The following is an 18,699-nucleotide window of genomic DNA, read 5'->3' on the forward strand; positions in this document are numbered from 1 at the left end:
AGAGATGTGTATAAGAGACAGGGCTCGAACAACGGGAACGAACGCTCAACCGGTACGAGCGACTCGTCGAGACGGCCGGTGACGGAATGTACGTGCTCGACGACGCGGGCCACCTCATGACCGTCAACGACGCGCTCGTCGAGATGACCGGCTTCAGTCGTGAGGGGCTGCTCGGCGAACACGTCTCGATTCTGTTCGCTCCCGAGGATGTCGAGGCCGGCAAGACGATCATCCGTTCGCTCCTCGCAAACGGCGAGAACACCGACACGCTCGAGTTGAGCGTGGAGACGAAAACCGGCGCAACGATCCCCTGTGAGGCCCAGATTGCCGTGCTGGTTCCCGACGGAGAGTTCCGCGGCTCGGTCGGCGTGCTTCGCGATGTCACCGAGCGGAAACGGCAGGAACGGAAGCTCCGCGAACGCAACGAGCGACTCGATGCCTTTGCACGGATCGTCAGCCACGACCTCCGGAACCCGCTCGGCGTCGCGCAGGGCTATCTGGACCTGTTCGAGGAGACCGGCGACTCCAGATACGCCGCGAAGACTCGCAACGGACTCGACCGGATGGAGTCGATCATCGATGACGTCCTGGCCATCGCCCGCGAAGGGGAGTGGGCCGCCGACACCGAACCCGTCGACCTCGAGTCGGTCGCTCGCGAGGCGTGGGCTCACGTCTCGACCGCGGAGGCGACGCTGGCGGTCACGGAGACGGTGACGCTTTCGGCCGACCGGTCGCGACTCCTGCGACTCCTCGAGAATTGTTTCCGGAACAGTATCGAACACGGCGGGACGACCGAAACCGTTCGCATCGGTCCCCTCGGGACCGACGGGCGGCCGGCCGCGACGCGCGGATTCTTTATCGAGGACGACGGCGAGGGGCTGCCCGCGAAACTCCGGGACGAACTCTTCGATCCGTCGGCGTCCACGTCGACGGAAGGGTTAGGAATCGGCCTCTGGATCGTCAGAGAAGTCGCTACCGGGCACGGATGGGCAGTCGCCGCGACGGAGAGCGAGAGCGGAGGGGCACGGTTCGAGTTCGAACTCGACGCTCAGTTCCCGGACTGAAGGTCCTGAAACGCGCCGACGAAGTCGTCGTGGGTGGTCATATCCGAGACGGTCTCGTCGACGCGCTGCTCGAGCGCTTCGACCTGGTCACAGAGCTCTTGATACTCCGTGTTGTCCGCGAGTTCGCGGTCGGCTTTCTCGGACTCCAGTAACGCCTTCTTCGAGACGAGGGCGTAGTACTCCTGAATATCGGCTTCGTAGTCCGATCGATCGGCGACGTCCGCGACCATCTCGACGAGTTCGTCCTTCGAGACCGGTTTGACGAGGTAATCGTCGAAACCCATCTCGATGATATCGAAGTCGGGGTCGACCGCCGTCACCATGACGACCCGTGAATCGTATCCCTGCCCGCGGATTCGCTCGAGGACTTCGTCACCGGAGAGCCCCGGCATCCGCCGGTCTAGCAGGACGACCTCGACGGAATCGCCCATCTTCTCGAGTGCCTCCTCGCCGTCGTATGCCGTCTCGATGGCCCACTCGCCCTGCAGCCACGCGGCAAACAGGTCCGCAAGTCGGGCTTCGTCGTCGACGACGAGCACCTCGGGCCCGTCATTCATGGGGTTGCCCCTCCGTTCTCTGCATCGATTACAGCCACGCGTCACCAATGGTTCCTCTGGGTGATAAATCTCGCGACCACCTCTCGGCCATGTTTAACAAATTATACATATACGCAACACGGAGTCGATATCGTTCGGCGAGCGGTATCGCGTTCACTGCGACGGCAGACATCTCGTCGGAGCGGCGGCCGGTTGCCGACAGCCGACGGGACCACCAACGCGATGACCGCGGTCGTAACGGCCTGGACCGACACCGCCGTTCAATCGCGATCAGTCGGCGTCGCTTATTTGCCTTCGAACTCCGGCTCCTCGTCCCCCATGAAGGCCGTAATCCCCTCCATCAGGTCGTCGGTTGCCATCAGGTGCCCGAAGGCGGACGCCTCGTACTCGAGGCCGGCCTCCGTGTCGTCGCGGCCGGCGAGCATCGCGCGCTTGGCGAACCGCTGGGCGATCGGCGGGCCGCCGGCGAGTTCGGTCGCCAACTCGAGCGCGCGGTCCTCGAGTTCGTCGTTGCCAACGCGTTCGTTGACGAAGCCGTAGTCGGCCATCGTTTCGGCGTCGTAGCGCTCCGCGGTGAGGATGATCTCCTTGGCTCGCCCCTCGCCGACGATGTGCGTGAGCCGCTGGGTGCCGCCCCAGCCGGGAATGAGCCCGAGATCGAGTTCGGGCTGGCCGAACTCGGACCGGTCACTCGCCACGCGCAGGTCGGCACACGTTGCGAGTTCCATCCCGCCGCCGAGGCAGAAGCCGTCGATGCCGGCGACGACGGGCATGTCACAGGCCTCGAGTTCGCCGAACGTCGACTGCCCCAGCCGCGAGAGTTCCTGTCCCTCGAGCGGATCGGCACCGTCGCCGGCCATGCTCTGGACATCCGCTCCCGCGGAAAAGGCTTTCTCGCCCTCGCCGGTGACGAGGAGCGCTCGAACGTCGTCGTCGGCCTCGAGGTGCTCGATCGCCGTCGACAGCTCCTCGAGGAGGTCGTCGCTGATGGTGTTCATTCGGTGGGGTCGATCGAGGACGACGTGGCCGACCATGTCACCGGGGTACTCGACGCGGATCGTCTCGAAGTCCATCGCGTCCGCGTCCGCCTCGTCCTCGTAGAACCCGCCCGCCTCGGCCCGTTTTGCGAGGTACGCCGCGGGCGCGTACCGCTCGTGGCCGGTCTCCTCGTAGGCCTCGGTGAGCGTTTCGTGGAGCGCCTCGAGGCCGTAGTCGTCGACCATTTTGACGGGCCCGTCGGGGAAGCCCGCCCCGAGCTTGACGGCCTCGTCGATCGACTCCGGCGGGGCGACATCGCCGCCGATCAGCTTCGCGGCCTCGTTCGCCATCGTCGCGAGGAGTCGCTCCGTGACGAAGTCGGACTGTTGGTCGGTCGGGATATCGACGCCGTCGCCGTCCTCGTAATCGTAGAAGCCCTTGCCCGTCTTCTTACCGAACTCCTCGTTTTCGACCTTCTCCGCGAGCAGTGGGGCCGGCTCGTAGGCCTCGCCCAGCACCTCGTTCATGTACTCGAGGACGTGATAGCTGACGTCGTTGCCGACCTGATCGCCGAGTTCGAAGCTCCCCATCGGCAGGCCCATGTCGTACTTCGTCGTCGAGTCGACCTCGGCGATGGTCGCCTCGTCCTCGCTGACGAGCCACGCAGCCTCGTTCATCAGGGGTACGAGAATGCGGTTGACGATGAACCCGGGCGAGTCCTTGTGGACCCGCACCGGCGTCTTGCCGAGGTCCTCGGCGAGGGCCGCCGTCAGATCGAGCGTTTCTGCGGCGCTCTCGGCACCCGAAATCACTTCCACGAGCGGCATCCGGACCGGCGGATTGAAGAAGTGCATCCCGCAGAACTGCTCGGGACGGTCGGTAAATTCCGCGAGATCGGTGATCGAGAGGCTCGAGGTGTTCGTCGCGAAGACCGCGTGCTCCGGCGCGACCTCCTCGAGTTCGGTGTATACGTCCCGTTTGATCTCCATCTGCTCGGGGACCGCTTCGATGACGAAATCGGTGTCGGCGACGGCCTCCTCCATGTCGACCAGCGGCGTCACCCGCTCTTTGGCGGCGTCGGCCTCCTCGTCGGTGAGCTGGTCGTTCTCGGCGAGTTTGTTCAGCGACCACTCGATCTGCTCGTAGCCGTTCTGAACGAACTCGTCTTTGATATCCCGCATGTTTACGTCGTACCCCGCCATCGCGGCGACCTCGGCGATACCGTGACCCATGTTGCCCGCACCCAGAACTGTGATGGTGTTGATGTCGTCGATGTCCATGGTCAGAAATCCTATTCGAACCCGTTTCAACGTTTCCCTCTCACAGAGTAGAAACGATAATTCTGTTTACTACCGGTTACAAAGCTCTTTATCGTTCGCTTCGTAACGATTGTCCATGGAATTCGGACTCAGTGAAGAACAGGAACAGATCCGCGACGAGGTCCGCCGGTTCGCCGAAAACGAGATCGTTCCGAACGCCGAGGAGTACGACACCGAAGAGAAGTTCCCCCACGAGATCGTCGACAAGGCCGCCGAGATGGGACTGGTCGGCTCATCGATCCCGATCGAGTACGGCGGTGCCGGCTACTCCACCCTCGAGTCGGCTATCATCGCCGAGGAACTGTTCTCTCACGACCCCGGGATCGCGCTCTCGATCATGGCCTGTTCGTTCGGGACCGAGGCCATCCGCGAGTTCGGCACCGAAGACCAGAAAGAGCGATTCCTCGAGCCGGTCGCGACGGGCGAGAAGATCTCCGGCGCTGCGATCTCGGAGCCCGATACCGGTTCGGACGTCTCGTCGGTCTCGACCCGCGCCGAGAAGGACGGCGACGAGTGGGTGATCAACGGCAATAAGATGTGGATCACCAACGGCACCGTCGGCGACTTCTTCGTCGTCTTCTGTAAGACCGACCCCGATGCGGACGGCCGCTACGACGGCTTCAGCCAGATCATCGTCGAGTCCGACCGCGACGGCGTCAGTTCGGACAAGATCACGGGGAAACTCGGCATCCGCGCCTCCGACACCGCCGAACTCATCTTCGACAACGTCCGCGTGCCCGAAGAGAACCTCGTCGGCGACCGGGACGCCGCGTTCCTCCAGCAGATGCATTTCTTCGACGCCACCCGAACCGGCGTCGCCGCACAGGGCCTCGGGATCGCCAAGGGGGCCCTCGAGGCGGCCCTCGACTACGCCGAGGACCGCGAGCAGTTCGGGCAGTCCATCTCCGAGTTCCAGGCCATCCAGCACAAGCTCTCGGAGATGGCCACCGAGACGGAGGCCGCGCGGAACCTGACCTACAAGGCTGCCTGGAACGTCGACCAGGGCAACGACATCACCAAGCTGGCATCGATGGCCAAGGAGTACGCCTCGCGGGTCGCCGTCGAGGTGTCCAACGAGGCTGTCCAGATCCACGGCGGCTCCGGCTACGTCAACGACTTCCCCGTCGAGCGCTTCTACCGCGACTCGAAAATCACCCAGATCTACGAGGGCACCACCGAGATTCAGAAGAACGTCATCGCGCGGGAACTCCTCAACGACTAACGAAATTTCACCCTGCTGGTCTATCGCGATTGCGGGATCGCAACCGCGATGTCCCTCGGTAAAATCCGATTAAAAAGCCGCTCGCTCGGCCGTCGGCCTCGAGGCACCGACGACGGACGCGGGCGGGAACCCCTTTATCGCGTCGCCCCCTTTCCGTTGGCATGCGAGAGTTGGTCTTCGCCCTCGAGTACGAACCCGGCTGTAACAGGGTGGCGGACGCGCTCGCCGACCACCCCGACGCCAGAATCCGGTCGCTATCGCTGCACGCCACCGACGAGCGCCTCTGGCGAGTCGACCACGTGACCGGCGCGTCGGCGGCCCTCGTGGACATCGAGGAGGCCTTCCGCAACAGCGATTACTACGCGGACTGCCTCGCAACCGAGGACTGCGGCGCGACCCAGACCACGCAGGTCCTCGACCGCACCGACGACACGCTCGTCCTCTACTCCGACTGGGAGCGCACCCCGACCTGTGCGTCCGTTCCGCACATCGCACGCGACCACCTCGGCGACGGCGTCCTCTTCGAGACACGCCACGAGGGCCGACACTACACGTGGCGGATCGTCCACTCCGGCGAAGGCGACGCGGCGGGGTTCTTCGACGCCCTCGAGGCGGCGATCGGCGACAGCGCCCGGATGGAGATGCTCCGAACGGCCGACGCCGCCGCGTCGCCGGACGAACCGAACGATGGGGCAACCGGCCTCGCTCCCGAACAGGAGGCCGCGCTTCGGGCTGCAGTCGAACACGGGTACTACGAGTCGCCTCGAGAAGTCACCGTCGGCGACCTCGCTGACCACCTCGACGTGCCCCGGTCGACGCTCACCTACCGACTCCGCCGGGCGGAGGAACGGTTGGCCAAAGGGTACGTCGCGGACGACGGATTTGCCGACGGGGCGACGACACCGCTGTAGGGGTCCGCAGTGTCTTGGAATATTCCAACCAAGGCTTATCGAACTGACGCCCTTACCTCGACGTAATGAGTGATAAACCGGACGCGACGAAGAGACCGGACGGCGGCGGCGGCCACCGACGGGAGCTGACTGTCCGGCTCGCCGTCCCCGAGATGGACTGTCCGTCCTGTGCGGGGAAGGTTGACAAGAGCCTCGGGCGCGTCGACGGAGTCGTCGACGCCGACCTCAATCCAACCACCGGGACGGCCACGGTCACGTACAACCCCGATCGAACCGCCGAGGCCGACGTGGTCGACGCGATCGAGGGTGCCGGCTACGAGGTCACCGGGGGAACGGACGGCGGTGACGGAACGACCGAGTCGGCGTCGAGCACCGGCGGCGTCGACGTCGCGCCGCCCTCGGAAGTCTGGACGAGTCCGCGCGCGAAGAAGACGTGGCTCGGCGCGGTCTTCGTCGCCCTCGGACTGAGCTTCGAGTTCGTCCTGACAGGCGAGAACGTCGCGGTGGCGAGCGTTCTCGAGTCCCCGCTTCACGTTGCGGATCTACTCTTTCTCGGGGCGGTCGCCGTCAGCGGCGTTCCCGTCGTTCGGAGCGGCTACTACTCCGCGACGAACCGAAGCCTCGACATCGACCTCCTGATGGGAACGGCGATCATCGCCGCGACCGGCATCGGCTACTTCGTCGAGGCCGCAACGCTGGCCGTCCTCTTCAGCGTCGCCGAACTGCTCGAGGACTACGCGATGGACCGGGCGCGGGACTCCCTGCGCGAATTGATGGAGCTCTCGCCGGACGAGGCCACGGTCGTCCGCGACGGCGAGGAGGTGACCGTCGATGCGGACGACGTGGCGGTCGGTGAGACCGTCGTCGTCCGGCCCGGCGACAAGATCCCGCTCGACGGCACGGTCCGCGAGGGCGGGAGCGCGGTCGACGAGTCGCCGATCACCGGCGAGAGCGTCCCCGTGGACAAGGCCGAGGGCGACGAGGTGTACGCCGGTTCAATCAGCGCGGACGGCTATCTCGAGGTCGAGGTCACCTCGACGGCGGGCGACTCGACGCTCTCACGGATCATCGAGATGGTCCAGGGCGCACAGGCGAAGCAGACCGAGACCGAGCAGTTCGTCGACCGGTTCGCGGGCTACTACACGCCCGTCGTGGTCGTGCTGGCGATCCTGACCGCCGCCGTGCCGCCGCTTCTCATCGGCGACACCATCACCGCGGGTGTCGCCGGCTACGAGCTCGCGTTCGCGGGCGACTGGGGAACGTGGTTCGTTCGCGGGCTCACGTTGCTGGTGATCGCCTGTCCCTGTGCGTTCGTCATCTCGACGCCCGTGTCGGTGGTCTCGGGAGTCACGAGCGCCGCGAAGAACGGCGTCCTGATCAAAGGCGGCAACTACCTCGAGGCGATGGGCGAGGTCGATGTCGTCGCCGTCGACAAGACCGGGACGCTCACGAAAGGCGAATTGGCTGTCACCGACGTCGTTCCGGTCGGCGATACCGACGAGGCGACGCTGCTGCGCCACGCAGCCGGGCTGGAGCGACGCAGCGAGCACCCCATCGCCGACGCGATCATCGCCCGCGCCGACGCGGCGGGCGTCAGCGATCTCCCCGAGCCGACGGGATTCGAGAGTCTGACCGGCAGGGGCATCCGCGGGGAGATCGACGTCTCCGGCGAAGCCGGAGGGTCGTCGGACGCATCCGACGGTCGCGAGACCTACTACGCGGGCAAACCCGCGCTGTTCGAAGCGCTCGGCTTCGATCTCTCGCGGGCTCGCGGGGCCGCCGACGACTCGTCGGACCCGCGGACTGACGGTGGCGTCGCTCCCGAGGGTGCGGTCGAGGCCGGCGCGGCGACGTTCGACGAGGGGACCCTCGCCGCGCTCGAGCGGGAGGGCAAGACGGTCGTCCTCGTCGGGACGGAGACGGAGCTGCTGGGCGCGATCGCGATCGCTGACGAGGTCCGACCCACCTCACGATGGGCGGTCGAGCGACTTCACGACCTCGGCGTCGAGCGCGTCGTGATGCTGACCGGGGACAACGAGGGGACGGCGCGGGCGATCGCCGAACAGGTCGGCGTCGACGAGTACCGCGCCGAACTCCTCCCGGACGAGAAGGTCGCGGCCGTCGAGGAACTCCAGGCAGCGTCCGGCGAGGTGGCGATGGTCGGCGACGGCATCAACGACGCACCCGCGCTCGCGACCGCCGAGGTCGGCATCGCGATGGGCGCGGCCGGCACCGACACCGCCCTCGAGACGGCGGACATCGCGCTGATGGGTGACGATATCGGGAAGCTACCGTATCTGTACGAACTGTCTCACACGGCCAACGGCGTCATCCGGCAGAACGTCTGGGCGAGTCTGGCCGTGAAGGCCCTGCTCGCCGTCGGCGTGCCGCTGGGACTGGTGAGCGTCGCGCTGGCTGTCGTGGTCGGCGACATGGGGATGAGCCTCGGCGTCACCGGCAACGCGATGCGCCTCGCAAGCGTCGCCCCCGATCAGCCCGCGGACGCCACGAAGGACGCTCGGTAACGCCGCAGCGTCCGTCCGGACCGGAGTGAGCGGCGGCGGGACCTCGAGACGCCCGGCGACACGACTGCCGTAGCTCGCGTCTCCGTGGACTGGTGAGCCGATCGGGCGCGTCGAGTGCCGCTGCCGATTCGTCGCACTCGAGAGACCGGTACGCGAGTCGGTTTTATCCGGGGCTTTTGCTGCAGACCGGAACCCGAATATCGGCCCGTGATACAGTGAGACGTGTGTTCTGCATCGTTCGGGACGTGGCCTAAATCCGGCCGGCGGTTACAACGACTCGATGACAAACGCACCATCGAACGGTGACGACACGACGGGCGACGAGCGCCGAACGACGGCCCACGGGCCGTCGACTGCAGGTATCGAGAACCGCATCGAGACCGAGGGCGATCCCGGGTCCGGCCCCGACCTCGAGTACGAGGTCGTGACGACACCGGTACTCGTCGTCGGGGCCGGAGCGGCGGGTGCCCGCGTCGCGATCGAACTCGCCGAGTCGGGGATCGACCCGCTCGTGATCGGCAAACGCGATTACGGCGACGCACACACGACGTGGGCGGCCGGCGGCATCAACGCCGCGCTGGGCTCGCTCGATCCCGAGGACGACTGGACGATCCACGCGGCGGACACGTTCACCGAAGGCCATCACCTGAACGACCCCGACGCGGTCGAGTTGACGACCCGAGAGATGCCCGACCGCATCCGCGAACTCGAGGCGTGGGGGATGCCGTTCGACCGGACCGAGGACGGCGACGTCAACCAGCGGTACTTCGGCGCGCAGTCCTACCGACGGACCTGCTTCGTCGGCGACCGGACCGGCGAGGCTATGCTCGAGACGCTCATCGACCGCGCGCAGGCCCTCGACGTATCCTACCGCGAGAACGTGATGATCACGCGCTTGCTCTCGGACGGGGAGCGCGTCGACGGTGCCGTCGGCTTCGATATGGAGACCGGCGAGGGACTGCTCTTCCGAACGAATCACGTCGTCCTCGCGGCGGGTGGGTTCTCGGCGCTCTATCACCGCCACTCCTCGCGGGACGACGAGAACAACGGCGACGGGCAGGCGCTGGCGCTCGAGGCGGGGGCGCGGCTGGTCGACCTCGAGTTCGTCCAGTTCCACCCGACCGGGATGGTCGGCGACCGCTACGGCGCGGAGTGGGACGGCCGGCTGGTCACGGAGGCGGTCCGCGGCGAGGGCGGACGACTGTACAACGCGGAGGGCGAGCGGTTCATGGAGCGCTACTCGCCAGATCAGATGGAACTCGACGCCCGCGATGTCGTCGCACGCGCCATCGCACAGGAAGTCCGCGAGGGACGTGGTACCGAGGACGGCGGCGTCTCCCTCGATATCTCCCACCGGGACGCCGCGTACATCCGCGAGCGGCTGCCGTCGATGGTCGAGCGCTTCGAGTCGCTTGGCGTCGACATCACCGCGGAACCGATGACGGTCGCCCCGACGGCCCACTACACGATGGGCGGCGTCGACATCGACTTCCGGACCGGTGAAACCGGCGTCGAAGGGCTCTACGCCGTCGGCGAGACGGTCGCGGGCGTCCACGGCGCGAACCGCCTCGGCGGCAACTCGCTGGCCGAAACCGTCGCGATCGGGGCACTCGTCGGCGACCACGTCGCGAGCGCGATCACCGACGGCGACGCCGATCCAACCGTGACCGACGGCCAGCGAGCGCTCGCCGAACGTGAATTCGGCGCGCTCGAAGCGCTCGCCGATTCGGACGGGAGCGTCGCGCCGACGGCCCTCCTTGCGGAACTCGGCGACCTGCTGTGGGACCACGCCGGCATCCTCCGCGACGAGGCAGGGCTCCGCGACGGACTCGCGACGCTCGAGGACCTGCGGACGCGAACGGCCGACCTCCGCGTCGACGGCGACCGCACCTCGAAGGCCTTCGAGTACGCCGTCGACCTCTCGGCGAGTCTCACCGTCGCCGAAGCGATGCTCCGGGCGGCGCTCGAGCGATCCGAATCTCGCGGCGCACATTATCGGACGGACGCCCCCGAGACGGACGCCGACTGGCGGGTCAACCTCGTCATCGCCGCCGGCACGGACGCCCTCTCGATCAGTCGACGCGGCGTCGGCGAGCCCAGTCCGGCCGTCCGCGAGGCGCTCGCGCAGGGGGACGCACTCGACTATCATCACCTCGAGTGAGGGCCTCGAGAGAGCCACCGAGACGCCTATTGGGCTCCGGTCCTCTACGCCCGTATCGACCTACGCATGAACGACGAGGCACACGCCGTCCTCCGGGAGGACCCCGTGATGGCCGGGCTGCTCGACCGACACGACCCCTACGTCGAACCGGACTGGACCGAGTACGAACGACTCTGTATCTCGATCATCAACCAGCAGCTCTCGACCGCGAGCGCCGCGGCCGTCCGAGAGCGGGTCTTCGAGGTTCTGGAGGGGGCGGTGACGCCGGAATCGGTGCTGGCCGCCGACGAGGCGGCGCTTCGCGACGCCGGCCTCTCCCGGCGCAAGGTCGAGTACATGCGAAACGCCGCCCGCGCCTTCCAAGAGAACGATTACAGCCAGGCTGGCCTCGCCTCCCGTTCCAACGCGGAGGTCGTCGACCTGCTGACCGAGATCAAGGGGATCGGCACGTGGACCGCGCGGATGTACCTCCTGTTCGTCCTCGAGCGACCCGACGTGCTTCCCCTCGGCGATCTCGCGGTTCGGCGCGGGATTGAGGCGTTGTACGCCGACGGCGACGAGTTGACCCGGGCGGAGATGCGCGAGATCGCCGAGCCGTGGCGACCGTATCGGAGCGCCGCGACGCGGTACATCTGGGCCGAATACGAGTCCGATTGAAGCGGGCGGGAACGCGCCTCGGTCACTGCGCGAGATACAGCCCGACCCTCGCGAGCGGTAAGCACGTGCTACGCGCGAGTCGAGTGATGGAACAGTTACCGGCGGAGACGGCAATAGCGCATTACGACCCGGCTCGTGCCGGCCGCCAGAGGGGGGTCGAGAAACGAGACACTGACGCGACGGGACGGCCCTGGTGACTCAAGTGCAGGTTGGTCACATGGCCTAGCGAGATGGCAGACGATACACCCCCGTCCGAGACACCGACGCAGCGGCGACTGACGACCGATCCCGAGCGCATCAGGAAGTGGGCCGAGGCTCGCGACGCCGTCCCGGTCAGGATTCGGGACAGCGAAGGGCACGGCTACTCCTTCGCTCGCCGCGACGAGCTGGGCGAGCGCCACGAGGAGGTCACCTGGGACGAGTTCACGGAGCGGTTCGAAGACGACGACCTCGTATTCGTCTACCACGAGGCGGAGCCGACCGGGGAGGAGATGGGCTTCTTCGAAATCGTCGAGCGCGATCGGGCGTTCGAACGCGCCGACCTCGGCCGGGACGAACTCGAGGATTCGCTGCGACGCGGCGAGACGGTGACGGCGGAGATCGTCGAGACGCAGGTCGTCGAGACCGAGGTCGTCGAGCGGGACACGATCGAGAGCGAGGTGATCGATACGGAGCTGGTCGAACGCGAGGTCGTCGACTCCGAACGGCTGTCCCGCGATATCGTCGACACCGAGTTCGTCGGCGACGACACGATCGAGGTGGTCGTCGACGAGACGCGCCTCGACACGATCGAGGAGATCGAACGCTACATCGTCGAGAGCCGCGTCGTCGATATCGATATCGAACAGGATCAGGAGATGGAACGCGACGTCGTCGAAACGGACATCGAACTCGAGAGCGTCCAGCGGTCGATCCTCGAGAGCGACGTCCTCCGGTCGAGCGTGACAGCCGACGACGTCCTCGAGCGGGAGGTCATCCAGAGCCAGCGGACGGAGGGCGACACCGTCCGAAGCGAACTCATCGAGCGGCGGACCGTCGAGGAGGAACTCGACGAGCGGCGGCGGCTGAGCTACGTGTTCGAGGAGTTGGAACTGCTCGAGGCCGAGATCGTCGGCAGCGAGGTGATCGACGGGGAGATTATCGATATCGAGGAGTACGACAGGATGGAGACCGGCGAGATGGAAGCCGGAGCCGTGGGCGACGAGTCGACGGCGAGTCTCGAGTCCGAGACCGGCGTGGGGTCGACGAAGGAACCGGCGGACGCGTCGCCGATCGAACTGTCACACCACGATCAGGGGAAAGACGTCGTCGACGAGTCGGGCCAGCAGATCGGCATGGTCGCCGAGGTCGAGGGCCAGACCGCGTACATCGATCCGGAGCCCGGACTGACGGATCGGCTCAAAGCACGTCTGGATTGGGGCGGCCACGGCGACGAGGACTATCCGGTCGACTCCGCACAGATACTGGAGATCACGGACGACGAAGTCGTCATCCAGAGCGAGTAAGGCGAGACGCCGGTCGAGCCCCTCGACCGGCCGAGACGTCGTCCCAGCGAAAGCGGTCGCAGCAGGCCGTCGAGCGATCGTGTCGCGTCGACTCGATTACCCGAGGTCGAAGCGGTCGTTGGTCATCACTTTGTGCCACGCGTCCACGAAGTCCTGGACGAATTTCTCCTCCTCGCTCGCGTAGACATCCGCGATGGTACGGAGTCGGGAGTTCGAACCGAAGATGAGGTCGGCACGGGTGCCCGTCCACTCGACCTCGCCCGTTTCACGGTCGCGCAACTCGTAGATGTCCTCGGACTCCGACGCCTGCTCCCACTCGTAGCCCATGTCGAGCAGGGTCACGAAGAAGTCATTGGTCAGCGTCTCCGGCTCGTCCGTGAAGACGCCGTGATCGGAGGCCTGATAGGTCGCGTTCAGTACGCGCATGCCGCCGACCAGCACCGTCATTTCCGCGGGCGTCAGGTCCAGCAGGTCGGCGTGGTCGACCAGCAGGTCCTCGGCCGGCTGGTCGGACTCGCCGCCGAAGTAGTTACGGAAGCCGTCGATGTCCCGTTTGAGCGCCTCGAACGACTCCTCGTCGGTCTGTTCCTGCGAGGCGTCCGTCCGTCCGGGTTCGAACGGAACCGTCACGTCGTAGCCGGCGTCCGCCGCAGCCTGTTCGACGGCCGCGTTGCCGCCCAGCACGATGAGATCGGCCATCGAGACCCGGACGTCGTCGGATCGCGATCCGTTGAACTCCTCCTGGATCGCTTCGTAGGTCGCCAACACCGTCTCCAGTTGTTCCGGCTCGTTGACTTCCCAGCTCCGCTGTGGCTCGAGGCGGATGCGAGCGCCGTTCGCACCGCCGCGCTTGTCGCTGTCGCGGTAGGTCGACGCCGACGCCCAGGCGGTCTTGACCAACTGGGAGACGGACAGGTCCGAGTCGAGGATCTCCGCCTTGAGGTCGGCGGCTTCCTCGTCCCCGATCAGTTCGTAGTCGGCATCGGGGACGGGATCTTGCCAGACGAACGTCTCTTCGGGCACGTCCGGGCCGAGGAATCGCTCCGGCGGTCCCATGTCGCGGTGGATCAGCTTGTACCACGCCCGCGCGAAGGCGTCGAGGAACTCCGGCGGATTGTCGCGGAAGTTTTCGATGATTTCCCGGAACTCCGGATCGCGCTTGAGGGCGACGTCCGTCGTCATCATCATTGGGGCGTGCTTTTCCGACGGGTCGTGGGCGTCCGGTACGGTGTCTTTCGCCTCCTCGTCTTTCGGTTCCCACTGCTTTGCGCCGACGGGGCTCTCGGTCAGCTCCCACTCGTAGTCGAGCAGGTTGTCGAGGTAGGAGGTGTCCCACATCGTCGGCCAGGCGTTCCACGCACCCTCGATGCCGCTGGTGGTCGTTTCGGACCCCGTACCGGAGTCGGGCCAGCCGAGCCCCTGCTCCTCGAGCGGGGCTGCCTCGGGTGCGGGACCCATGTCGTCGTTGGCGGCACCGTGGGCCTTGCCGAACGTGTGTCCGCCCGCGATCAGCGCGGCCGTCTCCTCGTCGTCCATCGCCATGCGGCCGAACGCCTGGCGGATCCGCGTCGCCGACTCGAGGGGCTCGGGATTGCCGTTCGGTCCCTCGGGGTCCACGTAGATGAGCCCCATCACGGTGGCGGCGAGTGGCTCATCGAGTTCGTCGTCCTCGTCGAAGCGCTGGTCCTGCGGGGCTTCCCACTCGCTCTCGGGCCCCCAGTAGACGGCCTCGTCGGGCTCGAACTCGTCCTCGCGTCCGCCGGCCCAGCCGAGGGTCTCCATGCCCATCGACTCGAGGGCGGTGTTCCCGGCGAGGACGATCAGGTCGCCCCACGAGAGCTTGCGGCCGTACTTCTGCTTGATCGGCTCGAGTAGGCGTCGTGCCTTGTCGAGGTTCCCGTTGTCGGGCCAGCTATTGAGCGGCGCGAAACGCTGGGTCCCGCCGGAGGCACCGCCGCGGCCGTCGGTGGTGCGGTACGTGCCGGCGCTGTGCCAGGCCATCCGGATGAACAGCGGGCCGTAGTGGCCGTAGTCGGCGGGCCACCAGTCCTGGGATGTCGTCATCAGATCCTTGAGGTCCGCCTTCACCTCCTCGAGGTCGAGTTGCTGGAACTCCTCGGCGTAGTCGAAATCCTCGTCGTACGGACTGACATCGCTCGCGTTCTGATCGAGAACGTCCAGGTTCAGCCGATTCGGCCACCACTCGTGGTTTCGCTTCCGCCTATTGTCACTCATAGATAGTTCGTACAGGTAGGAAAACGGATTGAGTAATAATATATGTACCGATCACAACTTCAACTTCAGGTTTCGGACACTATATTTTTGATAGCGGAAAGGGAACTGGCGTGTCGCGAGAGGGACGGCGACGGCAGGGGGTCGATAGCACGTGAGAGCGAACAGCTGCGAACGCGAGCGATATGCTCCGATCAGTACAGCCGCCTCGGTCGAGGCGGTTCTCGGCCCCAGGCCGGGACGTACCGGTCGGTGGCGTCCCGAGACGTCGAGGGACAGACCGTAACAGCCGATTACGTGCCGGTGTTTCGGCCCGTCAAATCGACGATCAGGTAGTCGTCGATGTCGTTCATACGGCTGGCCGGGACGACGAGTTTGCCGTCGTCGTTCGTGTCGAACCCGCGAACGTCGTCGGTCGCCGGTGTAACGAGCAGCCGTTGCAGTTCGCCGGTTTCGACGTTCATCGTGATGTTGTGAACCGTCCCGATTTTCGTCCCGTCGGAGCCCATCACCGGCGTATCGGAGAGCGTGGAAGCAAGGACCGTTGTCATGCGAGTCGCCATTCACAGAACAGATCAATAAAATAACCGGAAGTGGCGGCGCTGGACGACGGCTCGCGGGGAGCCAGTCCGTCCCCGCGGCTCCCTGGCGGCTTACTCTTCTTCCTCTTCCGGCGTCTCGGGGGCGTCGCTATCGATCCGACGGCTGACATCGACCTGATAGTTCTCGAGGATGTCACGACCGAGCAAGACGGGGTAATCCATGTGGCTGCGGTCCTCGACGCTGGCCGTGACGGTGTGTTGGTTGCCGCCGACGCCGACGACGACGTCGACGACGGGTCGGCTCTTGGACTGTTTGCTGCTGCCGGAGCGAATCCGGGTGATGGACTTGATCGGCCCGGCACCGATGTCGGCGGCGAGGCTGGTATCGATGCTCGTCCGCGTCGCGCCCGTGTCGGACTTCGCAAGCACCGACTTCGACCCGCTCGTTCCGGAGAGCACGACCTCTTCGGTATACCCGATGACGGCGGGTTCCGTATTCTGGGTCACCGATTCCGGAGGCTGGGCGGTCGGTCGTGAATCGTCGAGGACGTTCGCGATGTCGCGCACGCGGTCGTCGTCTACTTCCCCGCCGGCGCGTTCGATCGCCAGCTTTGCGATGTAGGGTGCCGGGCTCACCTGCGTCGCCTCGTACAGCCCTTTGAACCCCGCAGTCGGGTTGACCTCGAGGACGAACCATCCCTCGTCGCCCTCGACGAGGTCGACGCCGGCGTAGTCGAGGTCGACGACGGCCGCCGCTCGCTTGGCCATCTCGCTTGCTTCCGCGGGGAGGTCCTCGGTCGCGTCCTCGACGGAGCCGCCGAGAGCGACGTTGGTTCGCCAATCGTTGTCCGGCGCGTAGCGGTACATCGCGGCGACGATCTCGCCGCCAACGACGTAGACCCGCAGGTCGCGGTGGCGAACGTCCTCCTGATCGACGAGTTCCTGCAGGAAGGCATAGCGGTTGCCGACCTTCGCGTTGACCGGATCGTCGGGCCCCACCTTCCAGGTCCCGCCGCCGTGAGTGCCGATCGCCGTCTTGTACACCGCTTCCTCGCCGTATCGTTCGCGCGCGGCGTTGAGGTTCTCGCCGCTGAGCGCGAGGGTCACGTCCGGCGTTCGAACGTCGTTCGATGCCAGCGCGGTCGCCGTCGAGAGCTTGTGCATCGCCGTCATCACCGCGCTCGGTTCGTTGAGCGTCGGCACCAACTGCGAGAAGGCGTTGACCAGCCCGAGTTCCTCGGCGGGCTGTTCGGTGTTCGACAGCAGCATTCGGTTTGCGATCACGTCGACTTCGGGCTCGAGGAGCGGACTCCCGTCCGCGACGCTGATCGACGTGTTTTCGTTCCGGAGCCACTCGCTGTCGTGCCCGAGTTCCTCGACGGCGTTGAGAATCGCCTTCGTTTCCTTGCTCGTATGCAGACTCAGTACCCCGACGGTCACGGGATCGGCAACAGCCATACGAACTAGACGCCGACTCCTCGGATAAGTATTGGCAGTTCGGTCAGTTTCGGTTGCGTAACTGATAGGCCGACGGCTGGACCGCTCAGCCGATGACGGACCGCACCTGCCCCGGATCGACGAGTCCGCTCAGTACCGCCAGCGCACCCCACGTGATCGCGCCCACGGCGATCGCGCCGCCCAGCATGAGCAGACTCGAGACCAGCGGCGTCACGAGCAACACCGTGACCGCCATCACGCCCGTAATCGCACAGATCAGCGCCGTCGTCCGGGCGATCCGAACCACGTTCAGGCCGAGTTCGGTGTGGACGATATAGAGGTTCACCGCGACGTACACCGAATGCGTCGCGACCGTCGCGATCGCAGCGCCGACGACGCCGATCGTCGGAATCAGCAGGACGTTCAGCCCGAGGTTGGCCAGCGCCGTCCCGCCCTTCGCGACGGCGCGGGCTCGAGCGCGTCCGAGGTAATCGAGGCTGTCGCTGGTCAAGTTCGTGATCGCCTGGAGGACGACGAAGCCGGCGAGGACCTGCAACACGGGGACGGCCCCGGCGTAGTCCGCCCCGATGACCAGCGTCAGGAACGGCTCCGCGACGATCGCGAGGCCGACCGCCGCCGGAACATAGAGCGCTAGGACGTTGGTCAGCGCCGTCTGATAGATCCGTCTGGCCTTCTCGAGGTCGCCAGTCGCTTTCTGTTCGCCGAAGTTCGGCGAAATGGTAAATCCGAGCGACTCCGCGGGCGCGAGCACGAAGTCGGTAATCTGCTTTGCGAGGGTGTAGAAGGCGACCGCGGCGGGATTGAGGAATACCCCAACCAACACGATGTCGATCTGCTTGTCGATGACGTTCGCGCTTCGCGTCGCCGTCAGCGGAATGCTGTACTCGAGCAGCCGACGCGAGAGTCCGTCTTCGTACTCCGCGGCGGTCTCGTATCGCCTGTAGAACCCGTAATAGAGGATTCCCATGCCGACGGCGGCGGCGATCGCGTAGCCGACGATATAGCCGAAAAACGCGCCGAGGGCACCGAGACCCGCCAGGACGAAGGCGACGGCAAAGAGGAGCCGACCGGCCCCGCTGATCGCCTGGACGATCGCGCTGTAGCCGAGGTGGTTGAACCCCTGGAACGCCACCTGTGCGAAGGTGCTGCCGGAGAAGACGACCAGATAGAGGACACCCGCGGCGAGAAACGGGGCCGCGGCGGGATCACCGAGCACGGCCGCGAGCTGCTCGTGAAAGAGCAACAGGGTGTAGCCGACGACCGTCAACAGGACGATCTTGGCCGTGATCACCGATCGGAGGAGATGTGGAACCTGCCCCGGATCGGATTCCCGGTACTCCGAGATATACCGTGCGACGGACCTACTGAGCCCGAGATCCGCGAACAACTGGACGATAGCCAGGATACCGATCGCCCAGTACAGCGCACCGTACCCGTCCGGATCGAGCAAGTACCGCGCCAGCACGAACATTAACAGCGCGCTCGAGAGCATGTAGATGGCGCGCGCAACGAGCGTTGCTTTGAAACCGTGGATGATGTGGTCTTCCCTGTTCATGGTAGACGCGGAC

General features: G+C 65.9%; 12 protein-coding genes and 1 pseudogene. 7 read left to right on the forward strand and 6 right to left on the reverse strand.

What is annotated here, in order from left to right:
- Positions 1-23: 23 nt before the first annotated feature.
- A pseudogene (locus tag C486_RS19235) lies at positions 24-1,064 on the forward strand (two-component system sensor histidine kinase NtrB); the annotation flags it as partial.
- Here C486_RS19235 and C486_RS19240 read toward each other — a convergent pair.
- The gene (locus tag C486_RS19240) at positions 1,049-1,621 is read right to left on the reverse strand and encodes a HalX domain-containing protein (RefSeq protein WP_008459238.1); all 573 of its coding nucleotides are present in this window, start codon (positions 1,619-1,621) and stop codon (positions 1,049-1,051) included. The pseudogene C486_RS19235 and the gene C486_RS19240 overlap by 16 nt on opposite strands.
- Positions 1,622-1,905: 284 nt before the next feature.
- A complete protein-coding gene (locus C486_RS19245) occupies positions 1,906-3,879 on the reverse strand; it encodes a 3-hydroxyacyl-CoA dehydrogenase/enoyl-CoA hydratase family protein (RefSeq protein ID WP_008459240.1) in 1,974 nt (657 codons plus the stop codon).
- Between the two features lie 115 nt (positions 3,880-3,994).
- Between C486_RS19245 and C486_RS19250 the strand changes: the two genes are divergently transcribed.
- The 6 genes from C486_RS19250 to C486_RS19275 all read left to right on the forward strand — a co-directional run bounded on the left by C486_RS19250 (position 3,995) and on the right by C486_RS19275 (position 12,899).
- On the forward strand, positions 3,995-5,140 hold the full coding sequence (locus tag C486_RS19250; RefSeq protein WP_008459242.1) for an acyl-CoA dehydrogenase family protein: 1,146 nt from the start codon (positions 3,995-3,997) through the stop codon (positions 5,138-5,140).
- 161 nt (positions 5,141-5,301) lie between these two features.
- Positions 5,302-6,051: a helix-turn-helix domain-containing protein gene (locus tag C486_RS19255; RefSeq protein ID WP_008459244.1), complete on the forward strand. Its 750-nt coding sequence runs from the start codon at positions 5,302-5,304 to the stop codon at positions 6,049-6,051.
- A gap of 65 nt (positions 6,052-6,116) precedes the next feature.
- Complete coding sequence (locus tag C486_RS19260; protein WP_008459246.1) at positions 6,117-8,576, forward strand: heavy metal translocating P-type ATPase; 2,460 nt, start codon at positions 6,117-6,119, stop codon at positions 8,574-8,576.
- A gap of 280 nt (positions 8,577-8,856) precedes the next feature.
- Entirely contained in the window at positions 8,857-10,737 is a 1,881-nt protein-coding gene (locus C486_RS19265) for an L-aspartate oxidase (RefSeq protein WP_008459247.1), read from the forward strand.
- Between the two features lie 66 nt (positions 10,738-10,803).
- Complete coding sequence (locus C486_RS19270) at positions 10,804-11,394, forward strand: DNA-3-methyladenine glycosylase family protein (RefSeq protein ID WP_008459249.1); 591 nt, start codon at positions 10,804-10,806, stop codon at positions 11,392-11,394.
- Between the two features lie 230 nt (positions 11,395-11,624).
- Complete coding sequence (locus C486_RS19275; RefSeq protein ID WP_008459251.1) at positions 11,625-12,899, forward strand: hypothetical protein; 1,275 nt, start codon at positions 11,625-11,627, stop codon at positions 12,897-12,899.
- A gap of 96 nt (positions 12,900-12,995) precedes the next feature.
- Here C486_RS19275 and katG read toward each other — a convergent pair whose 3' ends face one another.
- The 4 genes from katG to C486_RS19295 form a co-directional block, all read right to left on the reverse strand.
- Positions 12,996-15,134 (reverse strand): catalase/peroxidase HPI, encoded by a 2,139-nt coding sequence (gene katG / locus C486_RS19280; protein WP_008459252.1) that lies wholly within the window; start codon positions 15,132-15,134, stop codon positions 12,996-12,998.
- Between the two features lie 290 nt (positions 15,135-15,424).
- On the reverse strand, positions 15,425-15,682 hold the full coding sequence (locus C486_RS19285; RefSeq protein WP_049910724.1) for a PRC-barrel domain-containing protein: 258 nt from the start codon (positions 15,680-15,682) through the stop codon (positions 15,425-15,427).
- A 102-nt stretch (positions 15,683-15,784) separates the two neighbouring features.
- Entirely contained in the window at positions 15,785-17,131 is a 1,347-nt protein-coding gene (locus C486_RS19290; RefSeq protein WP_008459257.1) for a RimK family alpha-L-glutamate ligase, read from the reverse strand.
- An 85-nt stretch (positions 17,132-17,216) separates the two neighbouring features.
- Positions 17,217-18,686: a flippase gene (locus tag C486_RS19295; RefSeq protein WP_008459259.1), complete on the reverse strand. Its 1,470-nt coding sequence runs from the start codon at positions 18,684-18,686 to the stop codon at positions 17,217-17,219.
- Positions 18,687-18,699: the final 13 nt, after the last annotated feature.

The organism is Natrinema gari JCM 14663, assembly GCF_000337175.1.
GTDB classification, from domain to species: domain Archaea; phylum Halobacteriota; class Halobacteria; order Halobacteriales; family Natrialbaceae; genus Natrinema; species Natrinema gari.